Below are 16,222 nucleotides of genomic sequence, written 5' to 3' on the forward strand. Positions count from 1 at the left end.
GTGTCCCTACTGGATGGTATGGCGCCAGCCGCTGGGCGTCTGGCCGGCATATTGGCGGAAGGCTCGGGTGAAATGACTCTGGCTGGTGAAGCCCAGCCGGTCGGCGATGGCGGCGATCGACATATCGGACGCGCCGAGCAATTCCTGTGCGCGATCGAGACGCGCCTTCATCACATATTGATGCGGCGTCGTGCCGGTCGATTTCTTGAACACGCGGCAGAAATGCGACGGCGTCAGGCCCGCCCGCTGCGCCAGCGCCTCCAGCGTATGGTCGCCTTCGGGATGGGCGAGAATGTCGTTCATGATCTGGTGAATGCGATAGGCGGAGAAATCGGTGCTGGGGAAGGCGGCGTCGGCGACCGGCGTGGTGCCGCGCAGCGTGTGCGCGCGCAGTGCGCCGAGCAGCGTATCGATGTAATTCGCGCGTTCCTCGGTCTGCGCGGCGTATAATTCGCCCAGAATCTGCCGCGTCAGCGCGATGCCGAGCGGGTCGGCGAAGGCGAAGCGCATCGCGCGAAACTGATCGACCGCGCTCTGCCGTTGCAGCTCGTCGACCGGCACCGAGACGGTGACGACGTCGAGTTCGCCGTCGATCCGCCAGCCCGTGCTGACCCCCGCGGGAACGATCGTCGCGCAGCCGGGAATCGAGCGCGACTTGCTCCACTGATCCGCTTCCCACAGGCGGGTATCGGGCTTGCCGCCGACATGGACGACGAAGACGGGATCGACCAGCGCCGGCAGTTCATAGCTGCCGATGAACTGCCGCCAGCGGGCGAATTGCCAAGCGCCGATGTTGACGCTGCGATCGGGCGCGCGGCCCAGTGTCTTGGCGATGATCGTTTCGTTGCTGGGCATGCCCGTCGCGTCCCTCTCCATCACGCAGCCCGCAGAACGACGTCGAGGTTCTTCAGGCCGTTGATGAAGTTCGACCGGAACCGACGCGGCGGCGCTTGCACGTCGAACGATGTAACACGATCGGCGAGCGTGTCGAACGCGATGCGCAGCTGCATTTCGGCGAGGCGCGATCCGACGCAGACATGCTGGCCGGCCCCGAAGCCGACATGCTGCGCGCCCTTGCGACGAACGTCGAAGCGATCGGCGTCGGGGAAGGCGCTTTCGTCGCGATTGGCGGAGATGTACCACAGCACGACCTTGTCGCCCTTCGCGATGGCCTGACCGCCGACGATGGTGTCCTCCATCGCGGTCCGGCGCATGTGCATGACGGGGCTGGCATAGCGGACCATCTCCGGCGCGGCGGTCTTCAGCACATCGCGGTCGGCGCGGATCGCATCCCACTGGTCCGGGTTGGCCGAAAAGGCGGCGACGCTGTGGCTGAGCGAGTTGCGTGTCGTTTCGTTGCCGCCGACCAGCACCAGGATCAGATTGTTCGACGGGACGCTTGGCCGCACCGTGACGCTCACGCGCACGGATCGTGGCACAGGCCGCCGTGTTTCCGAACAGGCGACGATCGTCGCCGGTCCTGCGAGAGGCGTCGTGCTGAAGACGCGCGCCGGGATCGAGGCGCTGCGCTGTTCGGGCTTGCCCGAACGGCTGAGCTTCGCCGGCGTGCCCGGCGGACTGTCGGCGAAGCCCGTGCTCAGCGTTGTGACGGTCAGTCCGGTGGCGCGCACCGTCACCGTAAAGCTGAGCTACCTCGCCAGCGGCTTCGACTGGCGTTCGAGCTATGTCGCCACCGTCGCGCCCGACGGCCGTACGCTCGACCTGTTCGCCTGGCTGACGCTCGCCAACGCCAATCCCGAGCGCTTCCCCGACGCGCAGCTCAGTGCGGTCGCGGGCCGGGTCAACCGCGTCTGGACGCCGGGGCTCGAACGGGCCGTCGCGGCGCTGTCGCTGTCCTGCTATCCGCTCGGCACGACGACGTCCGATCTGCCTGAGGAGACGTTCGAAAAGGCCGACGACATCGTCGTCACCGGTTTCCGAATGGCAGCGCCGCCTCCGCCGCCGCCGCCGCCGGCACCGGAGCCGGCACCGGCACCGCCGGCACCGGAGAACCTCGGCGACCTCAAGCTCTACCGCGTGCCGATGCGCGTCACCGTCGCGCCGCGCGCGCAGAAGCAGGTCTCGCTCTTGTCCCGCGCCGGCGTTCCCTTCGATCGGCGGTATCGCGCCCGACTCTACCCCGGACAACCCGTCGCGAGCGCGCCGACCCGCATCGTGCTCGCCCTGCGCAATCGCCGTGACGCCGGCCTTGGCGTGCCGCTGCCGGCGGGCAGCACCGCGGTTTATGCCACGCGCAACGGCGAGCGGCTGCTGCTCGGTCAGGGTGCGTTGACGGACCGTGCGGAGGGGGAGTCGTTTCGCATTGCCGCAGGCATCAGCCCGCAGGTGACGGTCATGCAGGAGCGTATCTCTGCCGACATCATGCGCGTAGTCTTGACCAATGCCGGTGCCGCCCCCGCGTCGGTCGACGTGCCGATCGGCACTGCCGGCCAGCGGATCGAGGCGATCGACGCGACGCTGCCGATCATCGACGGCGTCCACACGTGGGCGGTGGTCGTCCCGCCGGGCGGCACTGCCGAGTTGCGCTACCGCTATTGCTGGGACCGCTGCCAGCGCTAGCCGCGGGACGCGGGCGACGGGGCATCTCGGCCTGTCGAGATCCTTCTGGCGGAGGACGATGCGGCCACGGCGGAGACGATCGGCGCCGGACTCGCCTGCGCACTATAGACCTCGTTGGGTATGTCGGGGAACATCTGTCCGCGCGCCGGTTGCCTTGCGCCAGCCTAATCGAGCTCGGGCGCGGCCGTATCCGTCGTGATGCTGGTGACGGCCATAGACCGTTGAATGCCGATCGCGTTCAGGAAGCGAGCGTCGTGGCTGACCACGATCAGCGCCCCGTCGAACCCTTGCAGCGCGCGTTCCAGAACCTCGATCGATTCGATGTCGAGATGATTGGTCGGTTCGTCGAGGATCAGCAGCCAGGGCGGCTGCGGTCCGGAGAGCGCGGCGGCCAATCCCGCGCGCAGCCGTTCTCCGCCCGACAGCGTGCCGACGACCCGCTGGGCATCACGGTTACGGAAGGCGAAGCGTGCGCAGGCGGCATGGACTGCCTCTTCGCCCAGCGTGGGGTGGAGGCGGCGCAGGTTGCCGACGATCGTGTCGGCGGCGTCGAGCAGGCCGACATGCTGGTCGAGCATGGCAATCCGATCGGCGCGTCGGCGAACCGTACCGCTGGCCGGGGCAAGGTCTCCCTTGGCGAGGCCGAGCAGGGTCGATTTGCCGGCGCCGTTGCGGCCGGTCAGCGCGACGCGTTCCGGTCCGCGGATCGTCAGCGACCAGGGGCCGAAACGTCGATCGCCATAAGCGACGGTCGCGTGCTCGATCGAGAGTATCTCGGCCTGCGCCGGGAGGCCGGTGGCGGGGAGGTCGATGGTGAGCGGCGTCAGCACCTCGACCCGTGCCTGGGCGGACGCGCGGGCTTGCACGGCTTCCTCGATCTGCCGTTCGGCGAGGCGGCGGCCGTGCCCGCCGCTGTTCTCGGCGCGCTCGGCTTGGCGGCCGAGCAGGATTTTCGGCTCCGACCCCTTGGCGGCGAAGCTGCGCCCGGCCTTGTCGCGCCGGTCCTTGGCCTCGCGCGCGGATTGGGCGGCCAGGCGGGTGGTGCGAAGGGCGGCATCGGTGCGGGTCTGTTCGGCTTCAGCGAGCGCGCGTTCGGCATCGCGCGTGGCGGCGAACGTCGACCAGCCGCCGCCGACGATGCGATTGCCGATCGGGCTGAGTTCCACGATCCGGTCCATGGTTTTGAGCAGCGCGCGATCATGGCTGGCAACCAACAGGCCGCCGCGCCAGCCCGCGATCCAGCGTTCGATGGCGTCCCGACCTTCGGCGTCGAGATTGTTGGTTGGTTCGTCGAGCAGCAACACGTCCGGCTTGGCGATCGCCAGCCGGGCCATGCCGACCCGCGTCCGCTCGCCGCCGGACAGGCTCCCCATCGGGCGCTCAAGATCAATGCCGTCCAGGCCGACATCGGCGAGTGCGGCGTCGATCGTGGCCGGCAGCGTCCAGTCGGCGGCGTCGAAGTCCGCTGCGGTGCCATCCCCGGCTTCGATCCGTGTCAGGATCGACAGCGGTTCGTGGACGCCGAGCGCCTCGGCGACGCTGTCCCCGTCATGCCAAAGCTGGGCAAGCCGGTCGACCGTGCCCGCGCGGTGGATTGTGCCGGACACGGGGAACGCTTCGCCTGCGACGATGTGCAGCAGCGTCGACTTGCCCGATCCGTTGCGCCCGACCAGGCCGATGCGCTCCGCACCGACCGACAGAGTCAGGTCATCGAAAAGCGATCGGCCGTCAGGCGTGGCGGCGGAGAGATTGGAGAGGGTGAGAAAGCTCGACATAGACACCGTGGCGGACGGAAAGGGCAGGGCGGGTGGCGCTGATCTTCCGGTCGTTCATGGTCGTGGCTCCTTCGGTCTCGTCCCCGATATAGTCGATGGCGACGCCTGCGTCACCCGGGGTCAGACAAGGATCGCGGGCGTCGCCAACAGCCACGGCGCATATTCCCCGCCCCATGGCAGTCGTGCCCTGACCGGGATTGCATGCTAGAGCCGCCGGCATGTCCAAATCGCATAGCACCGACGGCGTCGTCCTGGTCGATGGCGCCACCTATGAATGGCACCTGCAACGTGAACCGCATCAGTCGGACGACGAAGGGTGGAAGGGCATGACGATCGCGCTGCTGCAACGCGATGCCAAGCGCGAAGCCTGGGTGGAATTTCCGCCGCCCAAGCGGCTGTTGAAGGGCTTGCCGCGCGGTCGTCTGCAACTGGATGGCGCGACGATCTCGCGATGCGTGCGCGCCGCTCTGTCGGCGGGGTGGGAGCCGACGTCGCGGGGCAAGCCGGTGGTGTTTTCGGTCGATGCCGAAGGCAATTGAGCGGTCGATGCGGGCAGCACACGACCGCGATCCTGCCTGACCGCGAAAGCCGGCCGCAGCCCGCGGCCGGTCCGATCGCTTTCCATTCGTGCCCGATGGGTTACAGCGGCTGCCTTGCGCGGCGCCACCTGTCGCGGCGCGTATGGGTTGGATCGTCAGGAACTAGCGTCGCCGTGAATTATCGCCATTCCTTCCATGCGGGCAACAGCGCCGACGTGGTCAAGCACAGCCTGCTGATCGCGCTGGTCCAGGCCTTGCAGCAGAAACAGACCCCGCTGACCTTGATCGACACCCATGCCGGCTGCGGGCTGTACGACCTGTTCGGCGAGGATGCCCAGCGCACCGGCGAATCCGCGCACGGCGTGATGCGGGCCTTCGCCGACCAGACCCCATTGCTGGACGACTATCGTGCCGCCGTACAGGCGGTGAATGTCGCAGCCGAGCCAAACCTATATCCCGGGTCCCCCCGCTTTCTGGCGCAGTTGCTGCGCCCGCAGGACGTCCTGATCCTGAACGAGAAACATCCCGAGGATGTCCGCACGCTACGCCGGGCGATGCGCGATACGCCCGCGGCGGTGCACGAGCGCGACGCCTACGAATTCTGGCTGGCGATGGTGCCGCCCCGCACCGCACGCGGCGTGGTGGTGGTCGACCCACCCTATGAGCAGACCGACGAACGCGACCGGATCGTCACCACCCTTGCCGCCGCGCACCGCAAATGGGCGCATGGCGTGACCGTGATCTGGTATCCGCTGAAAGACCGCGCCACGCATTCGCGGTGGAAGGAACAGCTGCACAGGCTCGCCATTCCGAAATTCCTGACGGTGGAGCATTGGCTGTACGACGAGGATCAGCCCGGCATCTATAACGGCGCCGGCCTGTTCATCGTCAATCCGCCCTATGCCTTCACTCAGGCGCTGCCGCCCCTGCTGGAGGCGCTGCGCGCCGTGCTGGCACCGGAGGGGCATAGCGGCGAGATCACGGCCAACTGGCTGCGCGGCTGATTACCGCGCCGGCTGCTCGGCGACGGTAGGGCCGCGCTGAACGACCGAGTTCAATAGACGCCGGTTGATCCGCCCGGATGCGCGGTCATGAGAAGCCGACCACCGCATGCGGCACGTACGGTGCCTCCAGCCGGGCGATCTCGTCGTCCGAAAGTTCGAGGTCGAGCGCCGCGATGGCATCGTCGAGGTGTGCCGGTTTGGAGGCGCCGATAATGGGTGCCGACACCTCGGGCTTGGCGAGCACCCAGGCGAGCGCGACCTGCGCGCGGGGCACGCCGCGCTCGGCGGCGACGGCGGCGACGGCTTCGACCACCTTGCGGTCCGCTTCCTGCGTCGCGGCATACAGCGTGCGGCCGAATTCGTCGGTGTCCGATCGGGCGGTGGTCTCGTTCCAGTCGCGCGTCAGCCGACCGCGGGCGAGCGGGCTCCATGGAATTACGCCTATCCCCTCTGCCGCGCATAGCGGCAGCATCTCGCGCTCTTCTTCGCGGTAGAGCAGGTTGACGTAATCCTGCATGGTCGAGAACCGCGTCCAGCCGTTCGCCTCGGCCACGTGGAGCATCGTCGCAAACTGCCAGGCGGCCATTGACGAGGCACCGATGTAGCGCGCCTTGCCCGCCTTCACCACGTCGTGCAGCGCCTCCAGCCTTTCCTCGATCGGCACGTCATGGTCGAAGCGGTGGATCTGGTAGAGGTCGACATAATCGGTGCCGAGCCGGGTGAGGCTGGCATCGATCTCTGTCATGATCGCCTTGCGGCTGAGGCCGGCGCCGTTCGGGCCGGGACGCATGCGGCCATGGACCTTGGTCGCGATCACCACGTCGTCGCGGCGGGTGAAGTCCCTCAGCGCCCGGCCGACGATCTCCTCCGATGTGCCGTCCGAATAGACGTTTGCCGTGTCGAAGAAGTTGATCCCGGCCTCCACCGCCTGGCGCAGGAGCGGCCGGCTCGTCTCTTCGTCCAGCGTCCAGGCGTGATTGCCGCGATCGGGAATGCCGTAGGTCATGCAGCCGAGGCACAGGCGCGATACGTCGAGGCCGGTGTTGCCGAGCTTGATATAGTCCATGGGTCGTCTCGCTTGTTCGGTTTGCCGCATCAACGCACGGGCGGCGATTGTGGCGCTGCCGATCGTCGTTGCCGCAGGCCGGTCTGCGAGGGGCGTGGCGGCCTGTGGATCAGCGCGTGCTGCTGCTGGAGTAAGGCCGCTCTGCGGGGCGTGTGGCCCATGTGGTATTCGGCGCTGCCTGCATGACGAAGCGCAGTTCGCCGCCCGCCATGATCTCATCGTGGCGTACATAGGCGCGGGTGACGGGCGCTCCGTTCAGCGTGACCTTGCCGACATAGGGGTGTCGGTCGTCGAGACTGTCCGCGATGACGGTCAGCGTCCGGCCGTTGGGCAGCGTCAGCGCCGCCCGGTTCACGAACGGGCGGCCGATGACATATTCGAGGCTGGCGGGCGTCACGGGGTAGAAGCCCAAGGCGGTGAAGACCAGCCACGCCGACATCTGGCCCAGATCGTCGTTGCCGGACAGGCCATCGGGCGTCGCGCGATACTGGCTGCCGACGATCTGCGTCAGCCGCGCCTGCGTGCGCCAGGGTGCACCGGCATAATTGTACAGATAGGCGACATGGTGGCTGGGTTCGTTGCCGTGGATGTACTGGCCGATCAGACCGGCGATGTCCTCGGCATGGCTGTAGTCGAGCTTGGACGTGTCGAAGTCGAACATCGCATCCAGCTTTGCGACGGTCGCCGCGTCGCCGCCTAGCGCGCGGACGAGCGCGGCTTGGTCCTGCGGCACGAACCAGCTGTATTGCCAGGCGTTGCCCTCCGTATAATCGGATCCGTAATTGATCGCGGTCGGATCGAACGGCACGCGGAACGTCCCGTCGGTTTTGCGCGCGCGGATGAAGCCGGTCTTCGCATCGAAGCTGTTGCGCCAATTTTCCGAGCGCTTTGCGAAGGTTGCGGCGACGTCGGTACGCCCCATCGCGCGCGCCAGGCGGGCGATGGTCCAGTCGTCATAGGCATATTCAACCGTCTTCGATGCCGCTTCGGGTTCGCGATCAATCGGCACGTAGCCGCGCGCCATATACTCGCCGAGACCGGCATAAGGTGCATAGGTGGCGCTGGCGACCATCGCCGCCAGCGCGGCATCCGCGTCGAACCCCCGGATGCCCTTCAGATAGGCGTCGGCGATCACCGGGGCGGCATGATAGCCGATCATCGTCCACGTCTCGCGCCCCTGGAACTGCCAGACGGGCAGGATGCCGTCGGGACTGTGTTCGCGGCTGGCGATGAGCGAGCGGACGATGTCGCGCGTCGTGGCGGCCGGCTGCACCAGCGTCAGCAAGGGATGTTCGGCGCGGAACGTATCCCAGAGCGAGAAGGTCGATCGGAACGTATAGCCGTCCGCGCGATGCACCTGATTGTCCGGCCCGCGATAGCGGCCGTCGACGTCGCCGGCGACGGACGGGGCGAGGAGGCTGTGATACAGCGCGGTCGCGACCGATCGCTGCATGGGCGCGGGCGCGTCGATCCGCAGCACGTCGAGTGCGGCGTGCCATGCGGTCGCGGTCCGGGCGGCGATCGCGTCGAAATCGCCGGTTTCGCTCAGCAGGTTGGCGACCGCGCCCGCTTCGTCGACCGAGGAAATGGCGCTGGTGACCTCGATCGGGCGATCGGTGGTGCCGAAATCGAACCGGGCGACGAGCGCCCGCCCGGCGCGTTCGGCCACCGCGTCGCTGCCGCGCCCGGGACCTTGGAAGCCCTTGTACGCGACATCGGTCTCGGTCGACACGAAGGCGTGCCCCGTCAGCGGCACCGAAAAGCGGATGGCGAAGCACAAGTTGCGATCCGGCGCCCAGCCGCGCGTCTGCCGGCAGCCGGTGACGATGCCGTCGGGGCGCAGCCGGATCGACGACCACAGGACCTTGCCGGGATAATTGTAGAGCGAGCTGCGCAGGTCGAGCAGCAGATGCATCGGCTGCGCCCCGGCGGTGGGACGATAGCGGGCGACGCCGATCCGCGTCCCTGCGGTGAGTTCGGCGCGGACGCCACGGTCCTTCAGGGCGACCGCATAATAGCCCGGCCGCGCGACCTCCGTCGCATGGTCGTAGCGCGATCGATAGCCCGTCCCGGGCTTGCCGGCGTCGCCCGGCTCGAACGGAACGGTGTCGCCTGCCACGGGCGTCATCAGCACATCGCCGAGATCCGAATGCCCGGCGCCCGAAAAGTGCGTCAGCGAAAAGCCCTGGATCGTCGGGTCCTCGTATCGATAGCCGGCAGCATGGCTGTAGCACGCGCGCAAAACGCAGGTGGTGTCCGTGTCGGGCGAGAATTGCACCATGCCGAACGGCGCGACCGCACCGGGAAAGGTATGGCCTTCGCCGCCGGTGCCGATCATCGGATCGACCTGATCGTACGTCGATTGGGCGAGGAGCGGCGTCGCCGAGAACCCGGTCAGCAGCGCCAGAAGCGTACGGAAGCGAAGGGTGGTCATCAGACGGTTAGAGCATTCCCCCGGCATCAGGGGAAGGCCGTTTGTCGATGATGCCCCGTTGTTTCAACGGCTTGGGCGGCGATCCTATGCCATGGGGCGCAAGGTGAAGCGCGTGATCTCTGACGGCACGCCCAGCCGCAGCGCGAAGCCCGGCCACAGGCCGGTGCCGTTGCTGACGTAGAGCGTCATCCCGCCGACCGCATAACGTCCCGACACGAAGCCGGCATTGCCGCGCGCGACGAGCCGGTCGAGCCCGCGGATCATGCCGCCGTGCGTATGCCCGGACAGTTGCAGCGCGACTCCGCGCGCAGCGGCGTCGCGCGCCTTGCGGGGCTGATGGTCGAGCAGGATGATCGGCGCACCGGCGGGGGCGCCCCGCAGCGCGAGGGTGAGATCCGGCCCGGCCTCTCCGACGCTCGGTGCCGACAGGTCGGTGACGCCGGCGACGACCAGCCGCTCCCCGCCGCGTGCGATGACCGTGTGGGCGTTGGTCAGCATGCGGAACCCAAGACCCGACAGGTGCCGCATCCATGCGCCGTAATCGAAGAAATATTCGTGATTGCCTGGAATGGCATAGACGCCGTCCGGCGCGCGTAGCCGCTGGAGCGGTGCCACGTCGTCGCGTCGCATGGCCACCGATCCGTCGATGAAGTCGCCGGTGACAACGATCAGGTCGGCGCCCGACGCATTGGTGCGATCGACGACCGCCTGCGCCCAGCGCGGCGTGAAGAGACGGCTGATGTGCAGATCGGTCAGCTGGACGACGCGATAGCCGTCGAAGGATGGCGGCAGGTCGCGGATCGCCACCGTCACGTCCTTGATCGGCGGAACGCGCAGCGCGTTGGCGACACCGATCCCGGCGAGGACCGCGGCGAGACCTCCGACGGCGTAGCGCAGCGCGTCCGGCTCGCGGATCGCCGCCTGCCGCACGAGCATCGTCAGCAGTGCGCCGAGGTCGAGGACCAATTGGAAGACGGCGAGCAGCACAAGGGCCCCGAATGCCCAGTTGAACAGGATGACGATGGGTCGCGGAAATTCGGGGGCGAAGACCGATCCCGACGACAACCGGCTCCACAGGTGAAATTGCGACGCCGCCAGCATCACGACGCCGACGGCTATCTTGGCCCAGAGCGGTAACGGCAGGGGCCACAGCCAGCGCGCGATGACGATCAGCGCCGGTATGGCAAAGACGAGGTTGAAGATGGGAGGCACTCCGGCGTTTGCATGCGATGCCCGCTGTAAACGAGGCACGGGGCCGCTGTGTCCATCCCCAAGTCCGCCCAAGACGGCGTGGCTGTGGCTTTTCCCTAAATTGGACGCGAGGGCAGAGGGGGCGAACTAGGCCGTATCGACATTCACCGTCGTGATGGGTTTTTCGACGAGCGGAAAGGCATGAAGACAAAAGGGTTTTGTTCGCGCGCAGGCGCGGAGGACGCAGAGATGTGACGCGCGTGGCAACGCTTCGCCTTGACCTCGACCGAGATAGACAGGCCGCTCGCGCGGCAAACGCGACACCTCTTCGTATCTTGGCGTCAATGAATGTCGATCGGTCCTAAAAGCCCTGTTTGACCGTGACATGCAGACGGTCGAGCGTGCCCGCCGATCCATTGGCGAGTTCCCGGTGCGACAGGCGCGCTTCGACGCCCAGATCGAGGCGCGGCAACGGCGAGACGAACAGGTTGATCGCCGTGTCCCATACCTGCCGCGTCGACAGGGGCGAGGCGGACGCCGGGTTCCAGATGCGCTGGAACGACCCCATCCAGGTGCTGCGCAGCGTGCCGGTCCAGACATGGCGGATCGCGGCAAATCCCGCGACCAGCGGCACGGCCACCAATCGGTCGTCCGCCGCCTGATAGATCGCATCGGCGGCGATGTTCGCGCCGACATAGCGGCCGAGGCCACGGCCGCCAGTCATCATGAAGCGGATATCGTCGCCCTTGCCCGTGGGCAGCGGCGCAATGCCCGCGAGCGAGACGCCATAGCCTTGCGCCGTTGCCGCCGGCCGGCCGTTGGCGGGATCAACGCGCATCGATCGGAACAGCCCGGTCAGCGACAGGCTGGCCCCCTTCGAAGCCCAGAGCAACTGCCCGGTCACATCGGGGATGCTGTCATCGTCATTGTCCGACAGCGCGGTCGCGCCGGCCATCGCGGACACGGTTTCGGGGTTCTCGATCGAGGCGGACACGGTCCATCCGTTGCCGATCGGACGGCTGTAGCGCAGCAGCATCTGGCGGACGAGCACGGTGCCGTCGGTGACGCCGACGAAATCGGCGGTTTCGGGCAGGGCCGCGACATATTGGAAGTTGCTCCAATCCTGTCCGACCGCGAATCCGCCATAGCCAGCGACCGCGCGACGCAGCCCGAAGGTATAGGGATTGAGCGCGCGCTCTCCGCCGGCCACCGCGGGCGCGACCTGGAAATCCGCCTCGATCAGCGTGGTCAGCGACTGGGTGCCGACCGGTGTCGCGGTCTGAAACGCGATACGCGATTGCTTGGCGGAGGCATCGGTGAGGATACCCGATCGCCGCCCGCCGACGGGGATTGATTGCGGCAGCGACAGTTCGCGCCCCAGCGGGTTGGTCGCGGTATCGCCGTTGCCGTAGCGGCTGACGATCAGATCGCCCTTGATAAAGCCCGCGATCCGGAAGCTGGTATCGCCGATGCGGAAGCCATAGCCCGACGGCAGCGACGCCGTGCCGCCTTGCGCGGTGATCGACGGGGTGCCCACCGGGCGGGGCAGGGGGTCTGGCGCGGCTGCGCGCGCAATCGGGGGGCGCGCAATCGGGGCGGGTGCTGTCTGGGCGGGCGTGGCGGTGACGACCGGCACGGGCTGCGCGGGCGGGTGCGTCGCATCGAGCGCGCGTTGCAGCGCGTCGAGCTGTTGCTGCAGCTGTGCCACTTTGCTGCGCAGCGCCTGATAGTCCTCGGCGGACTGCGCAGCGGCGGGTGTCGCGGCGATCATGGCCACACCGCACAGCAATAAGGCGCACTTCGTCCGCTGCCGAAGATGCGGCATTTGATATCCCCTTATCGAGAGGCCCGGCGCGTGCCGCCGGCCCGGTCGGCGTCAGCCCGCGATGATGGTGGAGTCGATGTCCGCGATCGTCCGCACGCCGGTCAGCGCCATCGCCACCCGCATCTCGCGGTCGAACAGGTCGAGCAGGTTGGCGACCCCCGCCTGGCCATCGGCGGCGAGCGCGTAGATGAAGGCGCGGCCGAGCATGGCCGCGTCCGCACCCAGTGCGAGCATCCGCACGACGTCCAGTCCCGATCGCACGCCGGAATCGGCGAGGATCGTCAGCTGTCCTTTCACGGCGTCGGCGATGGTGGGCAAGGCGCGCGCCGATGACAGTACGCCGTCGAGCTGCCGCCCGCCATGGTTCGACACGACGATACCCTGGGCACCGAAACGCACCGCCTCGCGCGCATCCTCGACATCGAGGATGCCCTTGATGACGATCGATCCCTTCCAGACGTCGCGGATCCATTGCAGGTCGCGCCAGCCGATCCCCGGATCGAAATTGGCGCCGAGCCAGCCGATATAATCTTCAAGGCCGGTGGCCGCGCCGCGATAGGCCGAGATATTGCCCAGATCGTGCGGTCGGCCATGGATGCCGACGTCCCAGGCCCAGCGCGGGTGCGTGACCGCCTGCAGCATCCGCCGCCATGCGGCCCCCGGTCCCGACATGCCCGAATGCGCATCGCGGTAGCGCGCGCCGGGAACGGGCATGTCGACGGTGAAGACCAAAGTCTCCACCCCGGCGGCCTGCGCCCGCTCCAGCGCGTCGCGCATGAAGCCGCGATCCTTCAGCACATAGAGCTGGAACCAGATCGGCGCGGGCGACTGGCGCTGCACCTCGTCGATGGCGCAGACCGATACGGTCGACAGGGTGAAGGGCACCTGCTTGCTTGCGGCGGCGCGTGCCGCCTGCACTTCGCCGCGCCGTGCGTACATGCCGGTGAGGCCGACGGGGGCGAGGACGACCGGCATGCCGACCGACCGGCCGAACAGCGTCGTGCCGAGGTCGATATCGGCGACGTCGCGCAACACCCGCTGGCGCAGCGCGATGTCGGACAGGTCCGACACATTGTGGCGCAGCGTATGTTCGGCATAGGCGCCGCCGTCGATATAGTGGAACAGGAACGGCGGCAGGCGCCGGCGCGCGGCTTCGCGATAGTCGGTGGGGGCGGAGATGATCATCGGGGCGTTCCCAATCTATAACGAGAGTTCGGCGCTGCGCGCGGCGGTGGCGCGCTCGGTGCGGGCCAGGTCGTCCTCGACCTGCCGGACCGTAGTGCGCACGAATTCGAGATGGACGTCGGCCGCATCGCGCGCGCCGTCCGCGTCGCCCGCCACGATCCGTTCCATGATCGCGCGGTGCTGCGCCGACAGCGCCTCGAACGTCCGCGGCACGGCGTAGATCTTTTCGCGGCTCTGCGAGATGCTGGTGTGCAGCAACCCGAACAGGCTGGACATGACATGCGTCAGCACCGCGTTGCGCGAGGCATGCGCGATGGCGAGGTGGAAAGCGGCGTCGGCATGCGCCTCCGCCGCGACGTCGCCCGCGCCGTGGAGCTTCTCCATCGCATCGAAACGGCGGCGGATACGGTCCTTGTCCACCGCATCGGCGCGCCGGGCGGCATGATAGGCGGCGGTGCCGTCCAGCGACTCCCGCACCTCGAAGATGTCATGGCCATAGCCCGGATTGGCCTCGACGAGCGGAGCCAGCGGTTCGGCGATCATCTGCTCGGTCCATTGCGCCGAGGGCTCGGCCAGGATCGCTCCGGCACGCGGGCGGATGATGATCCGTCCCTGCGCCGCCAGCCGGTTCATCGCCTCGCGCAGGATGTTGCGCGATACCCCCAGCGTCTCGGCCAGCGATCGTTCGGAGGGCAGGCGCGCGCCGGGCAGCAACTTGCGCTGGGCGATCAGCGCCTCGATCGCGGTTTCCGCGCGGTGGGATACGCTGGCTGAGCCGCTCATGGGATCATCCATGGTAGGAGATAGGCCTGGACGGTGGTGATGATCCCGACCAGTGCGCAGAGCGGCAGGCTGTGACGCACGGTGAAGCGGAACAGGTCGGATTCCTTGCCCACCAACCCCACGGCGGCGCAGGCGATGGCGATCGACTGCGGCGAGATCATCTTGCCGGTGACGCCGCCGGTCGTGTTGACCGCGACCAGCAGCACGTCGCTGACCCCGATCTGGTGCGCGGTATTGGCCTGCAATGCCGCGAACAGCGCGTTGGCCGAGGTATCCGACCCGGTCAGGAACACGCCCAGCCAGCCGAGGAACGGCGAGAAGAAGGTGAAGGCCGATCCCGTATGCGCCAGGGCCAGCGCGAGCGTCGCCGACAGCCCCGAATAATTGGCGAGGAACGCGAAGGCGAGGACCATGCCGATCGAATAGATCGGGATGAGCAGGCTCTTCAACGTGTCGATAAAGGTTCGGGCCGCATCCGCCGGCTTCATCCGCAGGAAGGCGATGGTGACGATCGCCGCCAGCATGATCGCGGTGCCGGTCGCCGACAGCCAGTCGAACTTGTACACCGCTTCATAGGGCGTGACCTGCGGGACGATCGGCGGCACCTTGGCGACCAGCTTGTCGAGGAACGGCACGTGCAGCTTCAGCACGAGGTGCGCGAGCGGCCCGTTGGTGGCGAACAGTGCCTTGACCGGGGCGATGCTCCACAGCGTGACGAACACGGTCAGGATCAGGAAGGGCGACCAGGCCCAGGCGATCTGTGCGGGCGAATGGCGGACGGTCTGCGCCGTGACCGGCGCGACCGGCACCGCGCCATCGGCGGCGACCTCCGCCGCGTCGAAGCGGAAGATGCGCTTGGGCTGCCAGAAGCGCAGGAAGATGGGCAGCGTGATCAAGGTCGCGAGCGCGGCGGTGATGTCGGGCAGCTCCGGTCCGATGAACTGCGCGGTCAGGAACTGGACGATGGCGAACGACCCACCGGCGACCAGGATGGCGGGCCACGTCTCGCGTACGCCGCGCGGGCCGTCCATGATCAGGATCAGCCAGAAGGGCACGAGGACCGACAGCAACGGCAACTGCCGCCCCGCCATCTGCCCGATCAGGAACGGGTCGATGCCGGTCACCTGTCCGGCGACGACGATCGGAATGCCCATCGCCCCGAACGCCACGGGGGCGGTGTTGGCGATCAGGCACAGCCCCGCCGCATAGAGCGGCCGAAAGCCGAGGCCGACCAGTAAGGCCGAGGTGATCGCGACCGGCGCACCGAACCCCGCCGCGCCTTCCAGAAAGGCACCGAACGCAAAGCCGACCAGCAACAGCTGCAGACGCTGATCCTCGGTGACGTTCAGGATCGACTGCCGGATGATGTCGAACGCGCCGGTGGCGACCGCGATACGGTAGAGGAACACTGCGCCCAGGATGATCCAGGCGATCGGCCACAAACCGTAGAAGAAGCCGAACACGCCGGCGGCGAGCGCACTGTGCACCGGCATGCCGTACAGCGCGATGGCGACCGCCAACGTCAGCGCCACGGTGATCGTCCCCGCGACATAGCCTTTCAGGCGAAAAACGGTCAGCGCCAGAAAGAAGAAGATGATCGGCACGGCGGCGACCAGGCTGGAGAGCCAGATATTGCCCAACGGATCGTAATTTTGCGCCCAGACGTCCACGGCACCTCTCTCTTCTGGTAGTACCAGATATGCGATGTTGTGGTCATTCATCGGCCGAGCTGTTGCGCGCGTCAACGCAGCTAGGAGTTTAGCTGGTGCTTTTTGGTCCTACCAGTGTTGCATGCGCCCTACTTTGCCGGTCGTGCAAGGTCCGTATGGGGCAAGGCGGC

13 protein-coding genes are annotated in these 16,222 nt (G+C 67.6%); 3 read left to right on the forward strand and 10 right to left on the reverse strand.

All coding sequences use genetic code 11. The features are described 5' to 3' along the window. Window positions 1–6: 6 nt before the first annotated feature. Window positions 7–855, reverse strand: a complete 849-nt coding sequence (locus ACP690_RS10115; protein ID WP_017977998.1) for a helix-turn-helix domain-containing protein — start codon at window positions 853–855, stop codon at window positions 7–9. A 20-nt stretch (window positions 856–875) separates the two neighbouring features. Then, window positions 876–1,421, reverse strand: coding sequence for a cytochrome P450 (locus ACP690_RS10120; protein WP_426261011.1), 546 nt, complete (start codon window positions 1,419–1,421; stop codon window positions 876–878). Here ACP690_RS10120 and ACP690_RS10125 point away from each other — a divergent pair. After that, on the forward strand, window positions 1,411–2,580 hold the full coding sequence (locus ACP690_RS10125; protein ID WP_426261010.1) for a DUF4139 domain-containing protein: 1,170 nt from the start codon (window positions 1,411–1,413) through the stop codon (window positions 2,578–2,580). The genes ACP690_RS10120 and ACP690_RS10125 overlap by 11 nt on opposite strands. A 164-nt stretch (window positions 2,581–2,744) precedes the next feature. Here the strand turns inward: ACP690_RS10125 and ACP690_RS10130 are convergent, their stop codons facing one another. Next, complete coding sequence (locus tag ACP690_RS10130) at window positions 2,745–4,355, reverse strand: ABC-F family ATP-binding cassette domain-containing protein (RefSeq protein ID WP_426261009.1); 1,611 nt, start codon at window positions 4,353–4,355, stop codon at window positions 2,745–2,747. Between the two features lie 218 nt (window positions 4,356–4,573). On the opposite strand from ACP690_RS10130, the gene ACP690_RS10135 reads away from it, so the two are divergent. Continuing rightward, window positions 4,574–4,894, forward strand: a complete 321-nt coding sequence (locus ACP690_RS10135; protein ID WP_426261008.1) for a hypothetical protein — start codon at window positions 4,574–4,576, stop codon at window positions 4,892–4,894. A 173-nt stretch (window positions 4,895–5,067) separates the two neighbouring features. After that, window positions 5,068–5,898, forward strand: coding sequence for a 23S rRNA (adenine(2030)-N(6))-methyltransferase RlmJ (locus ACP690_RS10140; protein WP_426261007.1), 831 nt, complete (start codon window positions 5,068–5,070; stop codon window positions 5,896–5,898). A gap of 85 nt (window positions 5,899–5,983) precedes the next feature. Here the strand turns inward: ACP690_RS10140 and ACP690_RS10145 are convergent, their stop codons facing one another. The 7 genes from ACP690_RS10145 to lldP form a co-directional block, all read right to left on the reverse strand. Continuing rightward, a complete protein-coding gene (locus tag ACP690_RS10145) occupies window positions 5,984–6,964 on the reverse strand; it encodes an aldo/keto reductase (RefSeq protein WP_426261006.1) in 981 nt (326 codons plus the stop codon). A gap of 109 nt (window positions 6,965–7,073) precedes the next feature. Then, window positions 7,074–9,398, reverse strand: a complete 2,325-nt coding sequence (locus ACP690_RS10150) for a GH92 family glycosyl hydrolase (RefSeq protein ID WP_426261005.1) — start codon at window positions 9,396–9,398, stop codon at window positions 7,074–7,076. An 84-nt stretch (window positions 9,399–9,482) separates the two neighbouring features. Then, window positions 9,483–10,610: a metallophosphoesterase gene (locus ACP690_RS10155; protein WP_426261004.1), complete on the reverse strand. Its 1,128-nt coding sequence runs from the start codon at window positions 10,608–10,610 to the stop codon at window positions 9,483–9,485. A gap of 340 nt (window positions 10,611–10,950) precedes the next feature. Then, window positions 10,951–12,414: a porin gene (locus ACP690_RS10160; protein WP_426261003.1), complete on the reverse strand. Its 1,464-nt coding sequence runs from the start codon at window positions 12,412–12,414 to the stop codon at window positions 10,951–10,953. 51 nt (window positions 12,415–12,465) lie between these two features. Beyond that, window positions 12,466–13,599: an FMN-dependent L-lactate dehydrogenase LldD gene (gene lldD, locus ACP690_RS10165; RefSeq protein WP_426261002.1), complete on the reverse strand. Its 1,134-nt coding sequence runs from the start codon at window positions 13,597–13,599 to the stop codon at window positions 12,466–12,468. A gap of 15 nt (window positions 13,600–13,614) precedes the next feature. Next, window positions 13,615–14,382, reverse strand: a complete 768-nt coding sequence (locus ACP690_RS10170; protein WP_426261001.1) for an FCD domain-containing protein — start codon at window positions 14,380–14,382, stop codon at window positions 13,615–13,617. Continuing rightward, a complete protein-coding gene (lldP, locus tag ACP690_RS10175; RefSeq protein ID WP_426261000.1) occupies window positions 14,379–16,052 on the reverse strand; it encodes an L-lactate permease in 1,674 nt (557 codons plus the stop codon). Before lldP ends, ACP690_RS10170 begins: the two co-directional genes overlap by 4 nt. Window positions 16,053–16,222: the final 170 nt, after the last annotated feature.

The sequence above is a fragment of the Sphingomonas sp. DC4900 genome (genome assembly GCF_049896485.1).
In the GTDB taxonomy this organism is placed as follows: domain Bacteria; phylum Pseudomonadota; class Alphaproteobacteria; order Sphingomonadales; family Sphingomonadaceae; genus Sphingomonas; species Sphingomonas aquatilis.

Bases quoted from the DNA above. Each gene is read 5' to 3' on its own strand.
- ACP690_RS10145 (WP_426261006.1), bottom strand. From the start codon at position 6,964: ATGGACTATATCAAGCTCGGCAACACCGGCCTCGACGTATCGCGCCTG.
- ACP690_RS10170 (WP_426261001.1), bottom strand. From the start codon at position 14,382: ATGAGCGGCTCAGCCAGCGTATCCCACCGCGCGGAAACCGCGATCGAG.
- ACP690_RS10160 (WP_426261003.1), bottom strand. From the start codon at position 12,414: ATGCCGCATCTTCGGCAGCGGACGAAGTGCGCCTTATTGCTGTGCGGT.
- ACP690_RS10130 (WP_426261009.1), bottom strand. From the start codon at position 4,355: ATGTCGAGCTTTCTCACCCTCTCCAATCTCTCCGCCGCCACGCCTGAC.
- ACP690_RS10150 (WP_426261005.1), bottom strand. From the start codon at position 9,398: ATGACCACCCTTCGCTTCCGTACGCTTCTGGCGCTGCTGACCGGGTTC.
- lldD (WP_426261002.1), bottom strand. From the start codon at position 13,599: ATGATCATCTCCGCCCCCACCGACTATCGCGAAGCCGCGCGCCGGCGC.
- ACP690_RS10115 (WP_017977998.1), bottom strand. From the start codon at position 855: ATGCCCAGCAACGAAACGATCATCGCCAAGACACTGGGCCGCGCGCCC.
- ACP690_RS10135 (WP_426261008.1), top strand. From the start codon at position 4,574: ATGTCCAAATCGCATAGCACCGACGGCGTCGTCCTGGTCGATGGCGCC.